Genomic DNA, 16,597 nt, shown 5'->3' with positions numbered 1-16,597 from the left:
AGACAAGGTTCTGTTTTTCAAGCCTAACTAATTGAGTTAATTCACTCTATATTTTCAATTAACCCCTACACAGTAACGGCAATACCCGTTACATTAACCCGCATCTCCTTTAGATGGTTCAAAGTATGTTTCATCCTATTTCATTGTTTGTTGGCCTGCGTTATTTGAAAGGCCGTTCAGGTGATCGCTTTAGCCGTTTTGTTTCTTATATGTCGACAGCCGGAATTACCATTGGTGTGCTGTCTCTGGTTACTGTTTTGTCGGTAATGAATGGATTCGAAGCGCAGTTAAAAGACCGAATTCTTGGTGTCCTTCCTCAAGCCGTCGTTTACGAGCAAGGAGGCACAACGTCACTTTCTGCTCAAGCACCTAGCTTTGCGGAGCAAATGTCGCTCAATGGCCACGTAGAACCTATTGTTCGCAGTGAAGCGGTGATCCAAAGTCCTGCTCAGTTATCTGCAGGTCTGTTGATCGGCATTGAACCTAATTCAGATGACCCTCTTCAGAATCATTTAATTGCTGGCAGACTGTCTTCACTCAAAGCTGGTCAGTATCAGCTTTTCCTTGGTCATACCTTGGCAAGAAACTTGAAAGTGTCTATGGGCGACAAAGTTCGCTTAATGGTCACCAGTGCCAGCCAATACACACCGTTAGGGCGCATACCTAGCCAACGAAATTTTACCGTAGCTGGCATTTTTAACACGGGTTCGGATATCGATGCTCAATTGATGGTGACAGATATCAACGATGCTGGGCGTTTGATGCGCTATAAATCAGACACCATTTCAGGCTGGCGACTGTTTTTTGATGACCCATTTGAAGTGGCAGAACTATCAAACCAACCGCTACCGGAAGGTTGGGTGTGGAGCGATTGGCGAGACCAACGTGGCGAGCTATTCCAAGCCGTTCGAATGGAAAAAAACATGATGGGTTTGATGCTTGGGCTGATCATTGGTGTTGCTGCGTTTAACATTATTTCTGCGCTTATTATGGTGGTGATGGAGAAACAGTCCGAAGTCGCCATCTTAAAAACTCAAGGCATGCGTGATGGACAAGTCATGGGAATCTTCATGGTTCAAGGTGCAAGTAGCGGTGTGATCGGTGCATTATCTGGTGGCATTCTTGGTGTGATTCTAGCATCGAATCTCAATACTATTTTAGAGGCGATGGGTGTTGCTCTGTTCTCGTTTGGTGGACAACTGCCAATATTGATTAACCCAATCCAAATCGCCGTTGTTGTGGTTCTGGCTATTGCACTTAGCTTGATTGCCACTGTCTTCCCTTCTTATCGTGCATCGTCTGTGAAACCTGCTGAGGCCCTTCGTTATGAGTAATTTTCTTCAATGTAATGATATCCGTAAAACGTACCGTGAAGGCTCGTTAGATACTGAGGTCCTAAAAGGTGTCAGCTTCAAAATAGAAAAGGGTGAGCTAGTAGCAATCATTGGTACATCCGGTTCAGGTAAAAGTACGCTATTGCATATTTTAGGGGCGTTGGATGATGCTTCTGATGGCAGCGTAAGCTTTCTCGGACAAGACTTAGCGTCTTTGAGTTCGAATAAGCAGGCCAAGCTTCGCAACCAGCATCTTGGCTTTGTGTATCAATTCCATCATCTTCTTTCTGATTTCTCAGCGTTAGAAAACGTAGCGATGCCATTACTTATTGGTGGTGAAAAACCAGCGAAAGCGAAAGAAGAAGCACAACGTTTGTTAGATAAAGTCGGATTGAGTCATCGTGTTGATCACCGACCTTCAGAGCTTTCTGGCGGTGAGAGGCAACGAGTGGCAATTGCTCGTGCATTGGTGAACAAGCCAGCGCTAGTGTTGGCGGATGAGCCGACTGGTAACCTAGACCACAACACAGCACTTTCTATTTACGACTTAATGCGCGAACTGAACCGTGAGTACGATACTGCCTTTTTGGTTGTGACTCACGATGGTGAACTTGCCGGTAAGATGGATCGCCAACTTCACATGCAAGATGGTTTACTGGTCAACGTAGAAAAAGAGGAGAGCTAAGTGTTTTCTTCTTTATCTCTATTGATAGGCGGCCGATTTAGCCGGGCGAAACAACGAGACAAAATGGTGTCGTTCATCTCCTTGTCTTCGACGATTGGTATCGCTGTTGGTGTGGCGGTGATCATTATCGGCTTATCTGCAATGAATGGTTTTGAGCGAGAGCTTCAATCACGAGTACTTTCTGTCATTCCTCACGGTGAGTTTGAGGGCGTGAATAAACCAGTAACTCGCTGGGAGCATGTGATTGAGGAGTCGGTAAAGCACGATAAAGTCGTTGCTGCTGCGCCTTATGTGAAAATTACCGCGCTTGCCGAAAAAGGCAAAGAGTTGAAAGCAATTGAAGTTCGCGGCGTTGACCCACAACTTGAGCAACAAGTATCGAGCCTATCGAGTTTTATCGATAAGCAAGCTTGGAGCGATTTTAAGGCAGGGCAACAACAAATCATTTTGGGCTCTGGCGTGGCCAATGTACTTGGCGCGAAAGTCGGTGATTACCTGACTCTGATGATCCCGACGGTGAATGGGTCGGTTAAGGTTCAAGCACCTAAACGTGTTCGAGTCAAAGTGGTTGGCTTGCTGACGCTTAATGGCCAAATTGACCACAGCTTAGCTTTGATCCCGATCGGCGATGCGCAAATTTACGCAAACCTAGACGAGGCAGTGACAGGGGTTTCTTTAAAAGTGACCGATGTTCTGAACGCGAACTCTATTGTGCGTGAGGTGGGTAACCAGCTTGATGTGTATGTGTATCTACGAAGCTGGCAACAGAAGTTTGGCTTCTTGTATCGAGATATTCAGTTGGTTCGCACCATTATGTATCTGGTGATGGTACTGGTTATTGGTGTGGCTTGTTTCAATATTGTCTCGACGCTAATGATGGCAGTAAAAGATAGAGCATCGGAGATCGCAATCTTAAGAACCATGGGTGCATCGGACGGCCTTGTGAAACGCATTTTCGTTTGGCAGGGCGTATTCTCCGGTGTGTTAGGTAGTTTGGTGGGCAGTGTAATAGGCGTGTTAGTGGCGCTTAATCTCACGACACTTATCAAAGGGCTTGAAAGGCTAGTTGATCACCAGTTCTTGTCCGGTGACATCTATTTTGTCGACTTCTTGCCATCACAACTCGATATGACGGATGTTGTTGTGGTTTCAGGTACAGCGATTGTGCTGAGCTTACTGGCTACATGGTATCCGGCTTCACGAGCGGCCAAGTTAAATCCAGCCTCGGTGCTTAGTTCGAAGTAATGCGCTGAGTAATACGTCATGTAGCGTGATAGATAAATGGCATACACAAAAAAGGATCCCTGATGGGATCCTTTTTTTGAATTCAATCTGCATTCTTTACGACTTTGGCTACATACCAATATTGCAGAGTTCTGTGGTTCATCTGACTTTAACTTGTGTGCCGTTTAAGTGAAGCGCATACAAGGATAGATTGAACGACAAGGAAAAGTTGTCAGTACCTTGCTTGACGCTTCTTCCAACTTCTTACTACTGAGTAACGCCATAACCCGCGAATACCAAAGTAGCCAATCATTGCTGAAACCACGCCACAAATCAGGCAACCCAGTAAGAAAGGAGGTCCGATCGTATTCATTTGCGCCAAGATGAAGTCCCAAGACAATTCGAAATGGAAGGCTTGAGGTGGTACATGCATAACAAACGCCCCAACTTTATAAGCAAAGTAGAAGAGAACGGGCATAGTGACCGGGTTACTGATCCAAACAAGTGCGACAGCCAAAGGTAGGTTAACGCCACATGCGACAGCAAGGCCTGCAGACATAATCATTTGGCTTGGTAGAGGGACAAACGCCATGAATAACCCAACAGCGAATGCGCCAGCCGCAGAGCGACGATTAAGGCACCATAAGTTGGGGTTGTACAAAACATTGCCAAAAACTTTCAATGCTTTCTGACGCTTGATTAGCTCATGGTCAGGCATAAATCGTTTGATAAACTTTCTTGGCATAGGAGGAAGCTACTCTCTTGTTTAACACTTGGTTCTTGATTTCATTTGCTGCGACAGTTGTGTCTGCCAGCTTCTGGCCTGTGATGCCTCATTGGGTTTGGGCACCATTGATGCTGTTGTTACTACTAGCATCAACAAAGTATAGCGTTTTCCGGAGTGCAAGAGGTCTAGCAACAGCCTTGATACTAGTTATCTGCCTAGGGAATGTAATTGAAATACAAACGAGTCGCTTATTTCAATCAGGGCAGAATACTACCATAAATGCTTCGGTTGTTAGCCTTTTTAGTGAAAATAGCCACGGTTTTGAAAGCGTAATAGTAGCTAGATCAATTGGCGGCGAAAAATTAATCTTTCCTCAATTGATAGAATTACGTTTGTTTACTCCTTTTAAGTTAACACTCGGAGATGATGTCAATTTATCTGTGTATATAAAGCCTGTATGGGGCAAGCTCAATGAAGCTGGCTTTGATTTAGAAAAGTATCTGTTTAGTGCAGGTGTGGTTGCCAATGCAATTTACAAATCTGATACCAAGTATCGCATTCATACCAATAGCAACTTACGGTCCTATTGGTTTGAAAACAGTCTTGAAAGGTTAAGTCAACTGGCAAATCAAGACCTCATTATGGCTTTGAGTTTTGGTTATCGAGACCTTATTCATCCTCAGCGTTGGGATTTGCTTAAAAGCAGTGGTTTGATTCACTTGATGGCTATCTCGGGGCTACATATTGGGATTGCCTTTGGTATCGGCTATCAAGTAGGAAAGGTATTCAGGTTACTATCATCTTCACTTCTTTGGTTGCCCACAATATTCGGAGTCGGCTTAGCCTATTTCTACAGTTGGTTTGCTGGGTTCACGCTGCCCACCTTGAGAGCCTTGGTGATGTGTATTATCGCCAGCTATTTTTTGTGGCGTGGGCAAAATATCAGTTTGTTTCGGTATGTCGCCTTAAGTCTGTGCTTGGTTCTGCTAATTTGGCCATTTTCAGCATTGTCGAGTAGCTTCTGGTTGTCTTTTGGTGCGTTAGGTGCCGTTCTTTACATTGCGTTAAATAGTCAGTCATCCGATTCAAACTCAACATTTATCGACCGAGCACTGCAGCTCTTCAAGATTCAGTTAATGCTGACATTCCTGATTGCTCCCTTTTCGATGCTGTTCTTTAATGGGGTCAGCTTAGTCTCTGTTTTCTACAACTTGCTCCTTTTACCTTGGGTGTCGATGGTGGTTATCCCACTATTGTTCCTGGCAATGTTCTTTAGCTTAATATTGGCGCCAGTATCAGGTGTCGTTGGCTTAACTACATTCAACGATGGTTTGTCTGAACAATTATGGATGTTGGTCGACTTATCGCTTGAGCCTCTCGTATTTAGTCTTCCTTTCTCTGAACGATTTTGGTTTCAAGTGGATAATCACACGATTGAGTTGTCTGTATTCCTCATCTTGTTTTTCGGTTTCGTCAGTCGATACTTCAAGCGAGCGCTATCTATATTGATTATTACCGTGTTTGTACTGTGGTGGGAGTTCGGCAAGCCTCAACAAGACAAACTAACTATCGATATCTTGGATGTTGGTCACGGGTTGTCTTTGCTCTTAGAAAAGAACAATCAGATTGTTGTTTACGATCTTGGTAACGCATGGCCGGGAGGTTCCATTGTCGAATCCTTACTTATTCCTACTTTGAATCAGAGGGGAATTCATGAGTTGGAGGGTGTGATTGTGAGTCATTTCGATTCTGACCACGCTGGTGGCTATCCGGCGTTACTTGAAAATTACAACCCTAAGTGGGTAAGAGCTAGTCAGAATATCAGTCAACAAGGACAATCTACGATTCAAGAGTCGTCTAATATTCAAGCATGTATTTTAGGAGAAGTATGGACCTGGCAAGGGGTTGCTTTTGAGGTCTTGTGGCCTCCCAAACAAGTTAAGAGGGCGTATAATCCACATTCGTGCGTGGTCAGGCTTTTTGACCCCGATTTAGATTTCTCGATGTTACTTACTGGTGATATTGAATTGGTCAGTGAGTGGTTACTTGCACGCGAAGGCGAACGGCTTCGGAGTGACGTTATGCTTGTTCCGCATCATGGCAGTAATACGTCTTCGATCGCGCGTTTTATTGAAACCGTTTCACCTCAGTTAGCGATCGCTTCTTTGGCCAAAGGCAATCAATGGGGGATGCCGAGTGAATCCGTTATTGAGCGTTATCACGACGCAGGGAGTGCTTGGCTTGATACTGGAGAAAGCGGCCAAATAACCATCAGTATTGGTCAAGAAGGTTGGCAATATCATGAGATTAGAGAACAACAAGGCAGACAGTGGTATAGGCAGATGCTTCGTAAGGGAGTAGAATAGGAAGATTATTGTGAGAAAATTAAGCGATTCTATGTCAACACAAACAGATGAAACTACCTGGGTCACATTTAAAAGACTTTGGACTTATATTCGACTATATAAGGCCGGCCTTGGTGTTGCGGTTATTGCGCTTATTATAAATGCTGTCACTGATACCTATATGATTTCCTTACTAAAGCCGTTACTCGATGAAGGCTTTGGTAATGCAGAATCTGACTTTTTACGTACGCTCCCTCTCATTATCTTTGTCATGATGTTCGTTCGTGGCATCAGTGGCTTTGTTTCAACTTATTGTTTGAGCTGGGTTTCAGGCAATGTGGTCATGGAAATTCGACGTAAAATATTCAGCCATTTTATGCATATGCCAGTTTCTTTTTTTGATAAAGAACAGACTGGTGCGCTGCTATCTCGAATTACTTACGATTCAGAGCAAGTCTCTGCGGCAACCAGTAAAGCACTAGTCAGTATTGTCCGTGAAGGCGCAAGTATTATTGGCCTGTTGACGCTGATGTTCTGGAATAGCTGGCAGTTGTCTTTGGTGTTGTTCGCTGTCGCCCCTCTTGTCGCGTGGGCAATCAGTATCGTATCGAAGCGATTCAGAAAGATCTCTAAGAACATGCAAACCAGTATGGGTCACGTCGCTTCTTCTGCAGAACAAATGCTGAAAGGACATAAAGTCGTTCTAACGTATGGCGGACAAGATCTAGAAAAACACCGCTTTGACCAAGTTAGTAACCAAATGCGCCAACAAAGCATGAAGCTAATCACTGCTCAAGCGGCCGCTAACCCAATTATTCAGATGATTGCATCACTTGCAATCGTAGTTGTTCTATTCCTTGCTAGTGTTGATTCAATTAAAGCAGAGCTTACTCCTGGTACGTTCACTGTTGTGTTCTCGGCGATGTTTGGTTTACTACGCCCACTAAAAGCACTGACTAACGTAACGTCTGAATTCCAACGTGGTATGGCAGCGAGTACGACCCTATTTGGTCTGATGGATTTAGATACTGAGCAAAACAAGGGTACCTTGAAGCCTGAAACCGTAACGGGTGAAGTTGCCGTAAAAGATGTGACATTTACTTACCAAGGTGCAGAGAAAGCAGCGCTTGATAAGGTCAGTTTTAATATACCGAAAGGCAAGACAGTCGCACTTGTCGGCCGTTCAGGTTCGGGTAAGAGTACCATTGCAAACCTGTTTACTCGTTTTTATGACGTAGACTCTGGCTCTATCGAACTTGATGGTCACGACATTCGTGATTATGAATTAAGAAATCTACGTGAGCACTTCGCTCTTGTTTCCCAGAATGTGCACCTATTTAACGATACGGTTGCGAACAATATCGCTTACGCAGCTGAAGAACAGTATTCACGTGAACAGATCGAACACGCGGCTAAACTTGCGCATGCAAGCGAGTTTATCGAAGGCATGGAAAATGGCATCGATACGGTTGTTGGCGAAAATGGCGCGAGTCTTTCTGGCGGTCAAAGACAGCGTATCGCGATTGCACGTGCTCTATTGAGAGATGCACCTGTTCTGATCCTTGATGAGGCGACATCTGCACTGGATACCGAGTCAGAAAGAGCGATTCAATCTGCGTTAGAGGAGCTGCAGAAAGACAAAACGGTATTGGTTATTGCACACCGACTTTCTACTATCGAACAAGCTGATGAGATTCTTGTGGTCGACGATGGCCATATTATTGAAAGAGGTGCACACGCCGAGCTTATCGCCCTTGATGGCGCTTATGCACAACTACACCGAATTCAGTTCAGCGGATAAGATTAGGTCTTGTTGTGATCGAAAAAATTTGGTTTAACAATCACCCATTAAAATACTTTCTCTGGCCGCTATTGTGGCCATTGAGTCTGTTGTTCAAAATGATCAGCGGTCAACGTCGTGACGCTTATCTATCGGGGAAAAAAGAGACCTATCGCCCGCCTTTACCCGTGATTGTTGTGGGTAATATCACCGCTGGCGGCAATGGCAAAACACCGGTTGTGATTTGGTTGGTAGAGATGCTTCAGGCTCACGGTTTTAAGCCAGGTGTTGTTTCTCGAGGTTATGGGGCGAAAGCACCAAACTATCCGTTAGTGTTGGATGAAAACACGCCAGCAGAGCACTCTGGTGATGAGCCTCGTTTGATTCGTAAGCGAACTGGTGCGCCTGTAGCGGTTGACCCTGTGCGCGCAAATGCAGTAAAGGCTTTGCTGAGCGAAGGGGTTAATGTCATCATCACTGACGACGGCCTTCAGCATTATGCACTTGAACGCGATATTGAATTTGCTGTTATCGACGGTGCGAGACGCTTTGGTAGTGAGTGCCTAATTCCTTTGGGCCCATTAAGAGAGCCTATATCTCGTTTAGATGACGTAGACTTTTTGGTTAATAATGGCGGTAAAGCGCACGGGCGAGAGTTCTCGATGTCTTTGCTTCCAAGCCAAGCGGTTAACCTGAAGACGGGTCAGAAAACATCGGTAGCAGAATTACAGAAGCTGGTGGCTTTTGCTGGTATCGGCCACCCGCCACGCTTTTTTAAAACATTGGAAGATCTTGATGGTGATGTGGTCTACACGCAAGGCTTCGCCGACCATCAAGATTTTGATAAAGATGAACTTCATGCCTTAGCAAAAAAAGGTATGAATATGATTATGACAGAAAAAGACGCTGTAAAATGCGAAGAGTATGCTCAAGACAACTGGTGGTATCTTCCAGTTTCTGCGCAGTTCAATGAAGATTCGCAACAGCAAATTTTAAAAAGAATAAAAGAGGTTATGGAATACTATGGATCACCGTCTGCTTGAGATCGTTGCTTGCCCTGTATGTAAAGGTAAACTAACTTTTGACAAAGATAAGCAAGAGCTTGTTTGTAAAATTGATCGCCTTGCTTACCCAATCAAAGAGGGTATTCCTGTTCTTTTGGAACCTGAAGCTCGTACCGTTTCAATGGATGAGGGTAAGTAATGTCTTATACGGTTGTTATACCTGCAAGATACCAATCGAGCCGTTTACCAGGGAAGCCACTGGCTGACATTGGTGGAAAGCCGATGATTCAATGGGTATACGAACAGTCAATGAAGGCGGGTGCCGATAACGTTATTATCGCTACCGACGACGCTCGAGTTGAAAAAGCGGCCAAAGAATTTGGCGCGACCGTTTGTATGACATCACCTAATCATGAATCAGGCACTGAGCGCCTCGCTGAAGTGATTGAAGTTATGAAGATTCCAGATGATCATATTATCGTGAATGTTCAAGGTGATGAGCCACTGATTCCACCTGCGATCATTAATCAGGTTGCGAATAACCTTGCGAACAGTACAGCGCCGATGGCAACACTCGGTGTGGAAATTACTCATGCTGACGAAGTGTTTAATCCTAACGCCGTAAAAGTTGTGACCGACAAAGATGGGTATGCCCTGTACTTTAGCCGAGCTACTATTCCTTGGGATCGTGATGCTTACGCGAACAATGGTACAGCTGCTGAATCTCCACTGCTTCGTCATATTGGCATCTATGCTTACCGTGCGGGTTTTATCAATACTTACATCAATTGGGAACCAAGTACCCTTGAGCGTATTGAGTGCCTAGAGCAGTTACGTGTACTTTGGTATGGTGAAAAGATTCATGTGGCAGTTGCAGAAGAGGCGCCTGCTGCTGGTGTTGATACGCCTGAAGATCTAGAAGCGGTTCGAGCTATTATTGGCTAAGCTTCTTTTAGCGACTACTTCTTTGCTCTATAAAAATGAAAAATCATGAGCCTTGCTTATCGCGAGGCTTTTTTATGCCTAAAGAGAAGCGAGTGACAGCCTTATTTATCTAAGTTAACGGATATTGAGTTGGTTGCATGGGTTTCTGTAGCATCCCCCCGGAATTATCTGAGATTTACCTCGCTCGACTTGCAAATTTTCTCTATAATATGCCGCCTATAAAGTAGTGGCGAATCGCTAGTACAGAATAAAACTTACGACAAAACGTGGAGTAAAAGATGCCTTCTCAAAGCCCAGTGATTACGGTTGATGGACCAAGTGGTGCAGGTAAAGGTACCCTGTGTATGTTACTAGCAGATAAGCTAGGCTTTCATCTTCTAGACTCAGGCGCGATCTATCGCGTATTGGCTTTAGCGGCAATTCACCATGGCGTGGATACTGAATCAGAAGATGCTTTAGTACCGCTTGCAACTCACTTAGATGTTCAGTTTATCGCTGAGGGTGAGCTAGTGAAGGTTATCTTAGAAGGCGAAGATGTGTCTGGTGAACTTCGTAAAGAAGAGACGGGCATGGCGGCTTCAAAAGTCGCTGCTTTACCTCGCGTTCGTGAAGCACTGTTACGTCGTCAACGTGCTTTTAGCGCAGCTCCTGGTTTAGTTGCAGACGGTCGTGACATGGGAACGGTTGTGTTTCCTGAAGCGGAAGCGAAAATATTTTTAGATGCAAGTGCCGAAGAGCGCGCGAGTCGCCGCCTTAAACAGTTGCAACAGAAGGGGTTAGATGTTAAATTTGACGACCTTTTGAGCGAGATCCAAGAGCGAGACGATCGAGATCGTAATCGCCCAGTGGCGCCACTTCGCCCTGCAGAGGATGCTCTAGTGCTTGATTCCACCTCAATGAATATTGAGCAGGTAGTCGAAAAAGCACTACACTATATTGAATCGAAACTGGCTGGGTAATTTCGCCGAGCTAGTACGAACGTTGGTCGCAAGGATGATGACCGGCGAATTTATCAACCCCATGCGGTAGGATACCCATGGACGTTTAATTATTGAAGATTAAATAATGACTGAATCTTTTGCTCAACTCTTTGAAGAGTTTCTATCTGAAACTGAATTCCAACAAGGCAGCATCGTTAAAGGTACTGTAGTAGCTATCGAGAACGGTTACGTTCTTGTAGACGCTGGTCTTAAGTCTGAATCTGCTATCCCTGCTGAACAATTCAAGAACGCTGCTGGCGAACTTGAAGTTGAAGTTGGTGCTGAAGTAGACGTAGCTCTAGACGCTGTTGAAGATGGTTTCGGTGAAACTCAACTTTCTCGTGAGAAAGCTAAGCGTCACGAAGCTTGGATCGTACTTGAGAAAGCTTGTGAAGAAGCTGAAACTGTTGTTGGTATCATCAACGGTAAAGTTAAAGGCGGTTTCACTGTTGAACTTAACGGTATCCGTGCTTTCCTTCCAGGTTCTCTAGTAGACGTACGTCCTATCCGTGACACTGCTCACCTAGAAAACAAAGAGCTAGAGTTCAAAGTAATCAAGCTAGACCAGAAGCGTAACAACGTTGTTGTTTCTCGTCGTGCTGTTATCGAATCTGAAAACAGTGTTGAGCGTGACGAACTTCTTGAAACTCTACAAGAAGGTACTGAAGTTAAAGGTATCGTTAAGAACCTTACTGACTACGGTGCATTCGTTGATCTTGGCGGTGTTGACGGTCTTCTACATATCACAGATATGGCTTGGAAGCGTGTTAAGCACCCATCAGAGATCGTTAACGTTGGTGACGAAATCCTAGTTAAAGTTCTTAAGTTCGATCGTGAGCGCACTCGTGTTTCACTAGGTCTTAAGCAATTAGGCGAAGATCCATGGGTAGCAATCGCTAAGCGTTACCCAGAAGGTCACAAGCTTTCTGGTCGTGTTACAAACCTAACTGACTACGGCTGCTTCGTTGAAATCGAAGAAGGCGTTGAAGGTCTAGTACACGTTTCTGAAATGGATTGGACTAACAAGAACATCCACCCTTCTAAAGTTGTTAATGTTGGCGACGAAGTTGAGGTTATGGTTCTTGATATCGACGAAGAACGTCGTCGTATCTCTCTAGGTCTGAAACAGTGTAAAGCTAACCCATGGCAGTCATTTGCAGAAATGCAAGCTAAGGGCGACAAAGTTACTGGTAAGATCAAGTCTATCACTGACTTTGGTATCTTCATCGGTCTAGAAGGCGGTATCGACGGTCTTGTACACCTATCTGACATTTCTTGGAACGCTGCCGGCGAAGAAGCTGTACGTGAATACAAGAAAGGCGACGAAATCTCTGCTGTTGTTCTAGCAGTAGATGCAGAGCGTGAGCGTATTTCTCTTGGCGTTAAGCAAATGGAAAACGACCCGTTCAACGCATACGTTGCTGACAACAAGAAAGGTGTTCTTGTAAACGGTACTGTAACTGCAGTTGACGCTAAAGGCGCTACTATCGAGCTAATCGAAGGCGTTGAAGGCTACCTACGTGCTTCTGAAGTTTCTCGTGACCGTATCGAAGATGCATCTCTAATCCTAAGCGTTGGCGACAGCGTTGAAGCGAAGTTCACTGGTGTAGACCGTAAGAACCGCGTAATCAACCTATCTATCAAAGCTAAAGATGAAGCTGATGAGCAAGAAGCAATGGCTTCACTGAACAAGTCTGATGAAGGCGCGTTCGGTAACGCAATGGCAGACGCATTCAAAGCTGCTAAAGGCGAATAATAGCTTCTCATTAAGAGAATTATAGCTATCTAGCCAAGAAAGGAGCCGTAAGGCTCCTTTTTTTTTGCTTATTTTTCCGATAGGTCTATAATTTCTAAAAAGAAAACCAACGAGGGTAACTATGACTAAGTCTGAATTGATTGAAAGACTGTGCGCTGAGCAAACGCATCTTTCTGCAAAAGAAATTGAAGACGCTGTAAAAGACATTTTAGAGCACATGGCTTCAACACTAGAAAGTGGTGATCGAATCGAAATTCGCGGCTTTGGCAGCTTTTCTCTGCATTACCGTGAACCTCGTGTTGGACGTAATCCTAAAACTGGTGACAAGGTTGAGTTGGAAGGTAAATACGTTCCTCACTTCAAACCAGGTAAAGAGCTACGCGAGCGAGTAAACTCAGGGTTGTAGACTACTTATCGGAATTAAGAAAAGCGGCATACTATAATGTATGCCGCTTTTTTATGACCATAATATGGTGGTCTGATTAGTAATTTTCCTGCATAATCGTACAGCTAACTAATCAATGAGTGATGAACTATGAAAATTATAAAAATAGTCGCTGTTATCGCACTTTTCCTAATGGCACTGGCTTTAGGCTCTCAAAACCAAACAATTGTGAATTTCAATTATTTGCTAGCGCAAGGTGACTTCCACCTCTCAAGCTTGCTAGGTGTTGTATTCGTTTCAGGTTTTGCTCTTGCTTGGTTAGTCTTTGGAAATATGCACATGCGATCTCAACTAAAAATTCATCGCTTGAAGAAGCAACTCAATAAGCAATCAAAGCAGGTCGCTGCTGAAACTAAAGCTTAAAGGCCATATTTGATGTTAGAGTTACTGTTCTTACTTTTGCCCATCGCAGCCGCTTATGGTTGGTATATGGGTAATCGTAATGCTCAGCAAGAAAAACAAAAGCAATCACACCAGATCTCCCGCCAATACGTGACGGGTTTGAACTTATTACTGTCAGACCAATCTGACAAAGCGGTTGATCACTTCATTGAGTTACTTCAAGTAGACAATGAAACCATCGATACTCACTTGGCTTTGGGCAACTTGTTCCGCTCAAGAGGCGAAGTCGACCGCGCTATTCGTATTCACCAAAATCTTATCTCTCGGTCTGGGCTTACCCTCGATCAAAAAAACCTCGCATTGCAACAATTAGCTAAAGACTATACGGTCTCAGGCTTTCTTGACCGCGCAGAGAAAATTTTTGAACAGCTTGTAGAAGAGCCTGATCATAAAGAAGGCGCTTTACAGCAGTTGGTTGCCATTTATCAGCAAACGCGTGAGTGGAATAAAGCGATTCATTACGGGAATATCTTAGTTAAGCTGAGCAAGAAGAAAATGAAGACGCGTGCGATGGTTGCACACTTCTGGTGTGAACTTGCGATGCAAGAACAAGCCGACGGCAACCGCCCTAAAGCGCTTCAGCACTTCAAGAAGGCCCTTTCAGAAGACCCTAAATGTGTTCGAGCCAGTATTGCTTTAGGAAAATTCCATTTAGCCAATGAAGATTATCACAAGACAATTACTTATTTAGAGTCAGTTCTCGATCAAGATATCGACTTCATTAGCGAAGTCCTGCCAACGCTTGCTGAGTGTTACCACAAACTTGGACAAGAAGCGCAGTTGGTCGAGTTCCTTAAAGCGTGTATTCAGAAGAAAGCCGGTGTTTCCGCTGAGTTGATGCTGGCTCAACTCGTTGCCGACCATGAAGATGTTGGCTCTGCTCAAGAGCTACTGACAAAGCAGCTTGTTAAAAACCCAACCATGAAAGGTTTTTATCGATTAATTGATTATCACCTAGAGGAAGCGGAAGAAGGTAGAGCCAAAGACAGTTTAACAACGCTTCAATCTATGGTTGGTGAACAACTCAAGGTTAAGCCTCATTACCGATGCCGTCAGTGTGGTTTCTCAACTCACTCAATGTATTGGCACTGCCCTTCATGTAAGGGGTGGGGAACGATCAAGCCTATTCGTGGGCTTGATGGTGAATAGATTTGTGGTCATTTTAAGACCAAATTATTAATTGCAGCTTTCGGGCTGCATTTTTATGACTGTTATTTATGGCCTGATTGGTATAAATATTTTGTAGAAAGTTAACTGCGTTAGGAGATGAAATGAACGACCAAAAAATCATTGTAGCATTGGATTATGATAACCAAGCGGATGCGTTAGCCTTTGTCGATCGTATTGACCCAGCATCTTGCCGCCTAAAAGTTGGCAAAGAGATGTTTACTCTATTTGGCCCTGAATTTGTTCGTGAATTACATAAACGTGGTTTCTCTGTGTTTTTGGACCTTAAGTTCCACGATATCCCGAACACATGTTCAAAAGCGGTACGTGCTGCCGCTGAGATGGGCGTGTGGATGGTGAACGTACACGCGAGCGGTGGCGAGCGTATGATGACGGCTTCTCGTGAAATTTTGGAACCATATGGTAAAGATCGTCCATTGTTAATCGGTGTGACGGTACTAACCAGTATGGAGCAATCTGACTTAGCGGGTATCGGTCTGGATCTAGAGCCACAGCAACAAGTGATGCGCTTAGCGTCTTTGACTAAAAACTCAGGCCTAGACGGTGTTGTATGTTCTGCACAAGAGGCTTCATTGTTAAAAGGTGAGTTGGGTGGAGAGTTCAAGCTTGTTACCCCTGGTATTCGCCCTGTAGGCGCTGACGTAGGTGACCAGAAGCGTATCATGACCCCTTCTAAGGCGATTCAAGCCGGCTCAGACTACTTAGTTATCGGTCGTCCAATTACTCAAGCAGCGGACCCTGCAGCAGTACTTGCTGAAATCAACGGCACGCTAGCTTAAGCTTATCATTAAGTCGTAATTCCAATAAAGAAGGCCAGCAATTTGCTGGCCTTCTTATAGGTGTACTAAATATAGAATTGGTCTGGAGTAGACTTGTTCTAAACGGCTTAAACCGGAGCGCCACTATGAAACTTAAAGTCGCTGTCTTCTGAAGTGATAAGTTCTGCTTCAACTTGCGCAAAATGAGCAATACGCTCAGAGATATCTTTCCCTGCGATTTGTTCCGCGAGTTCAAGATAGTCTTGATAGTGACGAGCTTCTGAACGAAGTAGAGATACGTAAAACTTTTCCATGTCTTCTTCTAAGAAAGGAGCCAGTTTAGCAAAGCGTTCACAAGAGCGAGCTTCAATAAATGCACCAATAATAAGCTTATCAACCAGAGCATCAGGTTCGTAAGTTTTAACTTGCTTGATTAAACCCTTAGCGTAGCGGCCCGCCTCGATCGGTTGATAAGTCACGCCTTTTTTTACCATCAATTCCATCACTTGGTAGAAGTGATGCAGCTCTTCTTTGATCAGCAATACCATTTTATCGATCAAGTCAGCACCGTAATTACAGCCTTCTTTCGCTGTAATTTGCTTTGATACATTGCTTTTACCACGTAGAGACTCCAAGTCTCCAATACGGCGGTAAGCAAATTGCTCGTAGGGCAAAATCCACTCATTCAGTTGCTTCGCGCTTTCTTTATCTACCGCATATTTACGGATAAGGAACAAAGCACTTTGAGCTGCTTTAAGTTCACAAAGCATGTGATCGCGTAGAATGATATGAAGGTTTTCAGGCTTCTTGGCTTCATCTATCCATGAATCTGGCGTTTCAGCTTTAAGAAAAGAGTGTATAGGGGCTAATAATTCTTGATACATGGTAAGGGCAAGTTTGTTGATAATGCGGGATTTTATCACAGCTTAAGAGATCCCCCTATACGGAGAAAGGAAATTCCACAGGTACAAAAAAGGCCGCTTATTTAATGCAAATAGAGCGGCCTTTAAATGTTGAGTTAGAG

At 44.3% G+C, this 16,597-nt stretch carries 16 protein-coding genes; 14 read left to right on the top strand and 2 right to left on the bottom strand.

Annotation, left to right across the window (positions count from 1 at the left end; genetic code table 11):
• Window positions 1-125: 125 nt before the first annotated feature.
• Genes lolC through lolE form a run of 3 tightly spaced genes read left to right on the top strand, consistent with a single transcriptional unit; the run spans window position 126 to window position 3,264 of the window.
• Window positions 126-1,334: a lipoprotein-releasing ABC transporter permease subunit LolC gene (gene lolC, locus K08M4_RS09830; protein WP_009847149.1), complete on the top strand. Its 1,209-nt coding sequence runs from the start codon at window positions 126-128 to the stop codon at window positions 1,332-1,334.
• Window positions 1,327-2,019, top strand: coding sequence for a lipoprotein-releasing ABC transporter ATP-binding protein LolD (lolD, locus tag K08M4_RS09825; protein WP_086049727.1), 693 nt, complete (start codon window positions 1,327-1,329; stop codon window positions 2,017-2,019). The genes lolC and lolD overlap by 8 nt, the downstream gene beginning before the upstream one ends.
• The gene (lolE, locus tag K08M4_RS09820) at window positions 2,020-3,264 is read left to right on the top strand and encodes a lipoprotein-releasing ABC transporter permease subunit LolE (protein WP_086049726.1); all 1,245 of its coding nucleotides are present in this window, start codon (window positions 2,020-2,022) and stop codon (window positions 3,262-3,264) included.
• Window positions 3,265-3,475: 211 nt separating this feature from the next.
• On the opposite strand, the gene K08M4_RS09815 is transcribed toward lolE, so the two are convergent.
• Complete coding sequence (locus K08M4_RS09815; RefSeq protein WP_009847146.1) at window positions 3,476-3,988, bottom strand: DUF2062 domain-containing protein; 513 nt, start codon at window positions 3,986-3,988, stop codon at window positions 3,476-3,478.
• Window positions 3,989-4,203: 215 nt separating this feature from the next.
• Between K08M4_RS09815 and K08M4_RS09810 the strand changes: the two genes are divergently transcribed.
• The 11 genes from K08M4_RS09810 to pyrF all read left to right on the top strand — a co-directional run bounded on the left by K08M4_RS09810 (window position 4,204) and on the right by pyrF (window position 15,594).
• Complete coding sequence (locus K08M4_RS09810; RefSeq protein ID WP_435532563.1) at window positions 4,204-6,336, top strand: DNA internalization-related competence protein ComEC/Rec2; 2,133 nt, start codon at window positions 4,204-4,206, stop codon at window positions 6,334-6,336.
• Between the two features lie 31 nt (window positions 6,337-6,367).
• Window positions 6,368-8,116 carry a lipid A ABC transporter ATP-binding protein/permease MsbA gene (gene msbA / locus K08M4_RS09805; RefSeq protein ID WP_086049724.1) on the top strand — a complete coding sequence of 583 codons (1,749 nt, stop codon included), beginning with the start codon at window positions 6,368-6,370 and terminating at the stop codon, window positions 8,114-8,116.
• 14 nt (window positions 8,117-8,130) lie between these two features.
• Window positions 8,131-9,138, top strand: a complete 1,008-nt coding sequence (gene lpxK / locus K08M4_RS09800) for a tetraacyldisaccharide 4'-kinase (protein ID WP_086049723.1) — start codon at window positions 8,131-8,133, stop codon at window positions 9,136-9,138.
• Complete coding sequence (locus K08M4_RS09795) at window positions 9,119-9,298, top strand: Trm112 family protein (protein ID WP_004736429.1); 180 nt, start codon at window positions 9,119-9,121, stop codon at window positions 9,296-9,298. Before lpxK ends, K08M4_RS09795 begins: the two co-directional genes overlap by 20 nt.
• Window positions 9,298-10,044: a 3-deoxy-manno-octulosonate cytidylyltransferase gene (gene kdsB / locus K08M4_RS09790; protein ID WP_086049722.1), complete on the top strand. Its 747-nt coding sequence runs from the start codon at window positions 9,298-9,300 to the stop codon at window positions 10,042-10,044. The genes K08M4_RS09795 and kdsB overlap by 1 nt, the downstream gene beginning before the upstream one ends.
• Window positions 10,045-10,322: 278 nt before the next feature.
• A complete protein-coding gene (gene cmk / locus K08M4_RS09785) occupies window positions 10,323-11,003 on the top strand; it encodes a (d)CMP kinase (protein ID WP_017104105.1) in 681 nt (226 codons plus the stop codon).
• A 106-nt stretch (window positions 11,004-11,109) separates the two neighbouring features.
• On the top strand, window positions 11,110-12,780 hold the full coding sequence (gene rpsA / locus K08M4_RS09780) for a 30S ribosomal protein S1 (RefSeq protein WP_012604398.1): 1,671 nt from the start codon (window positions 11,110-11,112) through the stop codon (window positions 12,778-12,780).
• 121 nt (window positions 12,781-12,901) lie between these two features.
• Window positions 12,902-13,186, top strand: coding sequence for an integration host factor subunit beta (gene ihfB, locus K08M4_RS09775; protein WP_010439923.1), 285 nt, complete (start codon window positions 12,902-12,904; stop codon window positions 13,184-13,186).
• Between the two features lie 129 nt (window positions 13,187-13,315).
• Complete coding sequence (locus tag K08M4_RS09770; protein ID WP_012604397.1) at window positions 13,316-13,588, top strand: LapA family protein; 273 nt, start codon at window positions 13,316-13,318, stop codon at window positions 13,586-13,588.
• 12 nt (window positions 13,589-13,600) lie between these two features.
• Window positions 13,601-14,776, top strand: a complete 1,176-nt coding sequence (lapB, locus tag K08M4_RS09765) for a lipopolysaccharide assembly protein LapB (RefSeq protein ID WP_086049721.1) — start codon at window positions 13,601-13,603, stop codon at window positions 14,774-14,776.
• Between the two features lie 122 nt (window positions 14,777-14,898).
• Window positions 14,899-15,594 carry an orotidine-5'-phosphate decarboxylase gene (gene pyrF / locus K08M4_RS09760; RefSeq protein WP_086049720.1) on the top strand — a complete coding sequence of 232 codons (696 nt, stop codon included), beginning with the start codon at window positions 14,899-14,901 and terminating at the stop codon, window positions 15,592-15,594.
• 107 nt (window positions 15,595-15,701) lie between these two features.
• Here the strand turns inward: pyrF and miaE are convergent, their stop codons facing one another.
• Complete coding sequence (miaE, locus tag K08M4_RS09755; RefSeq protein WP_012604394.1) at window positions 15,702-16,496, bottom strand: tRNA isopentenyl-2-thiomethyl-A-37 hydroxylase MiaE; 795 nt, start codon at window positions 16,494-16,496, stop codon at window positions 15,702-15,704.
• Between the last annotated feature and the right edge of the window lie 101 nt (window positions 16,497-16,597).

It is taken from the genome of Vibrio syngnathi (genome assembly GCF_002119525.1).
In the GTDB taxonomy this organism is placed as follows: Bacteria; Pseudomonadota; Gammaproteobacteria; order Enterobacterales; family Vibrionaceae; genus Vibrio; species Vibrio syngnathi.
The sequence above is the reverse complement of the archived record's forward strand: the minus strand, read 5'-3'. Positions and strand labels throughout refer to the sequence as shown.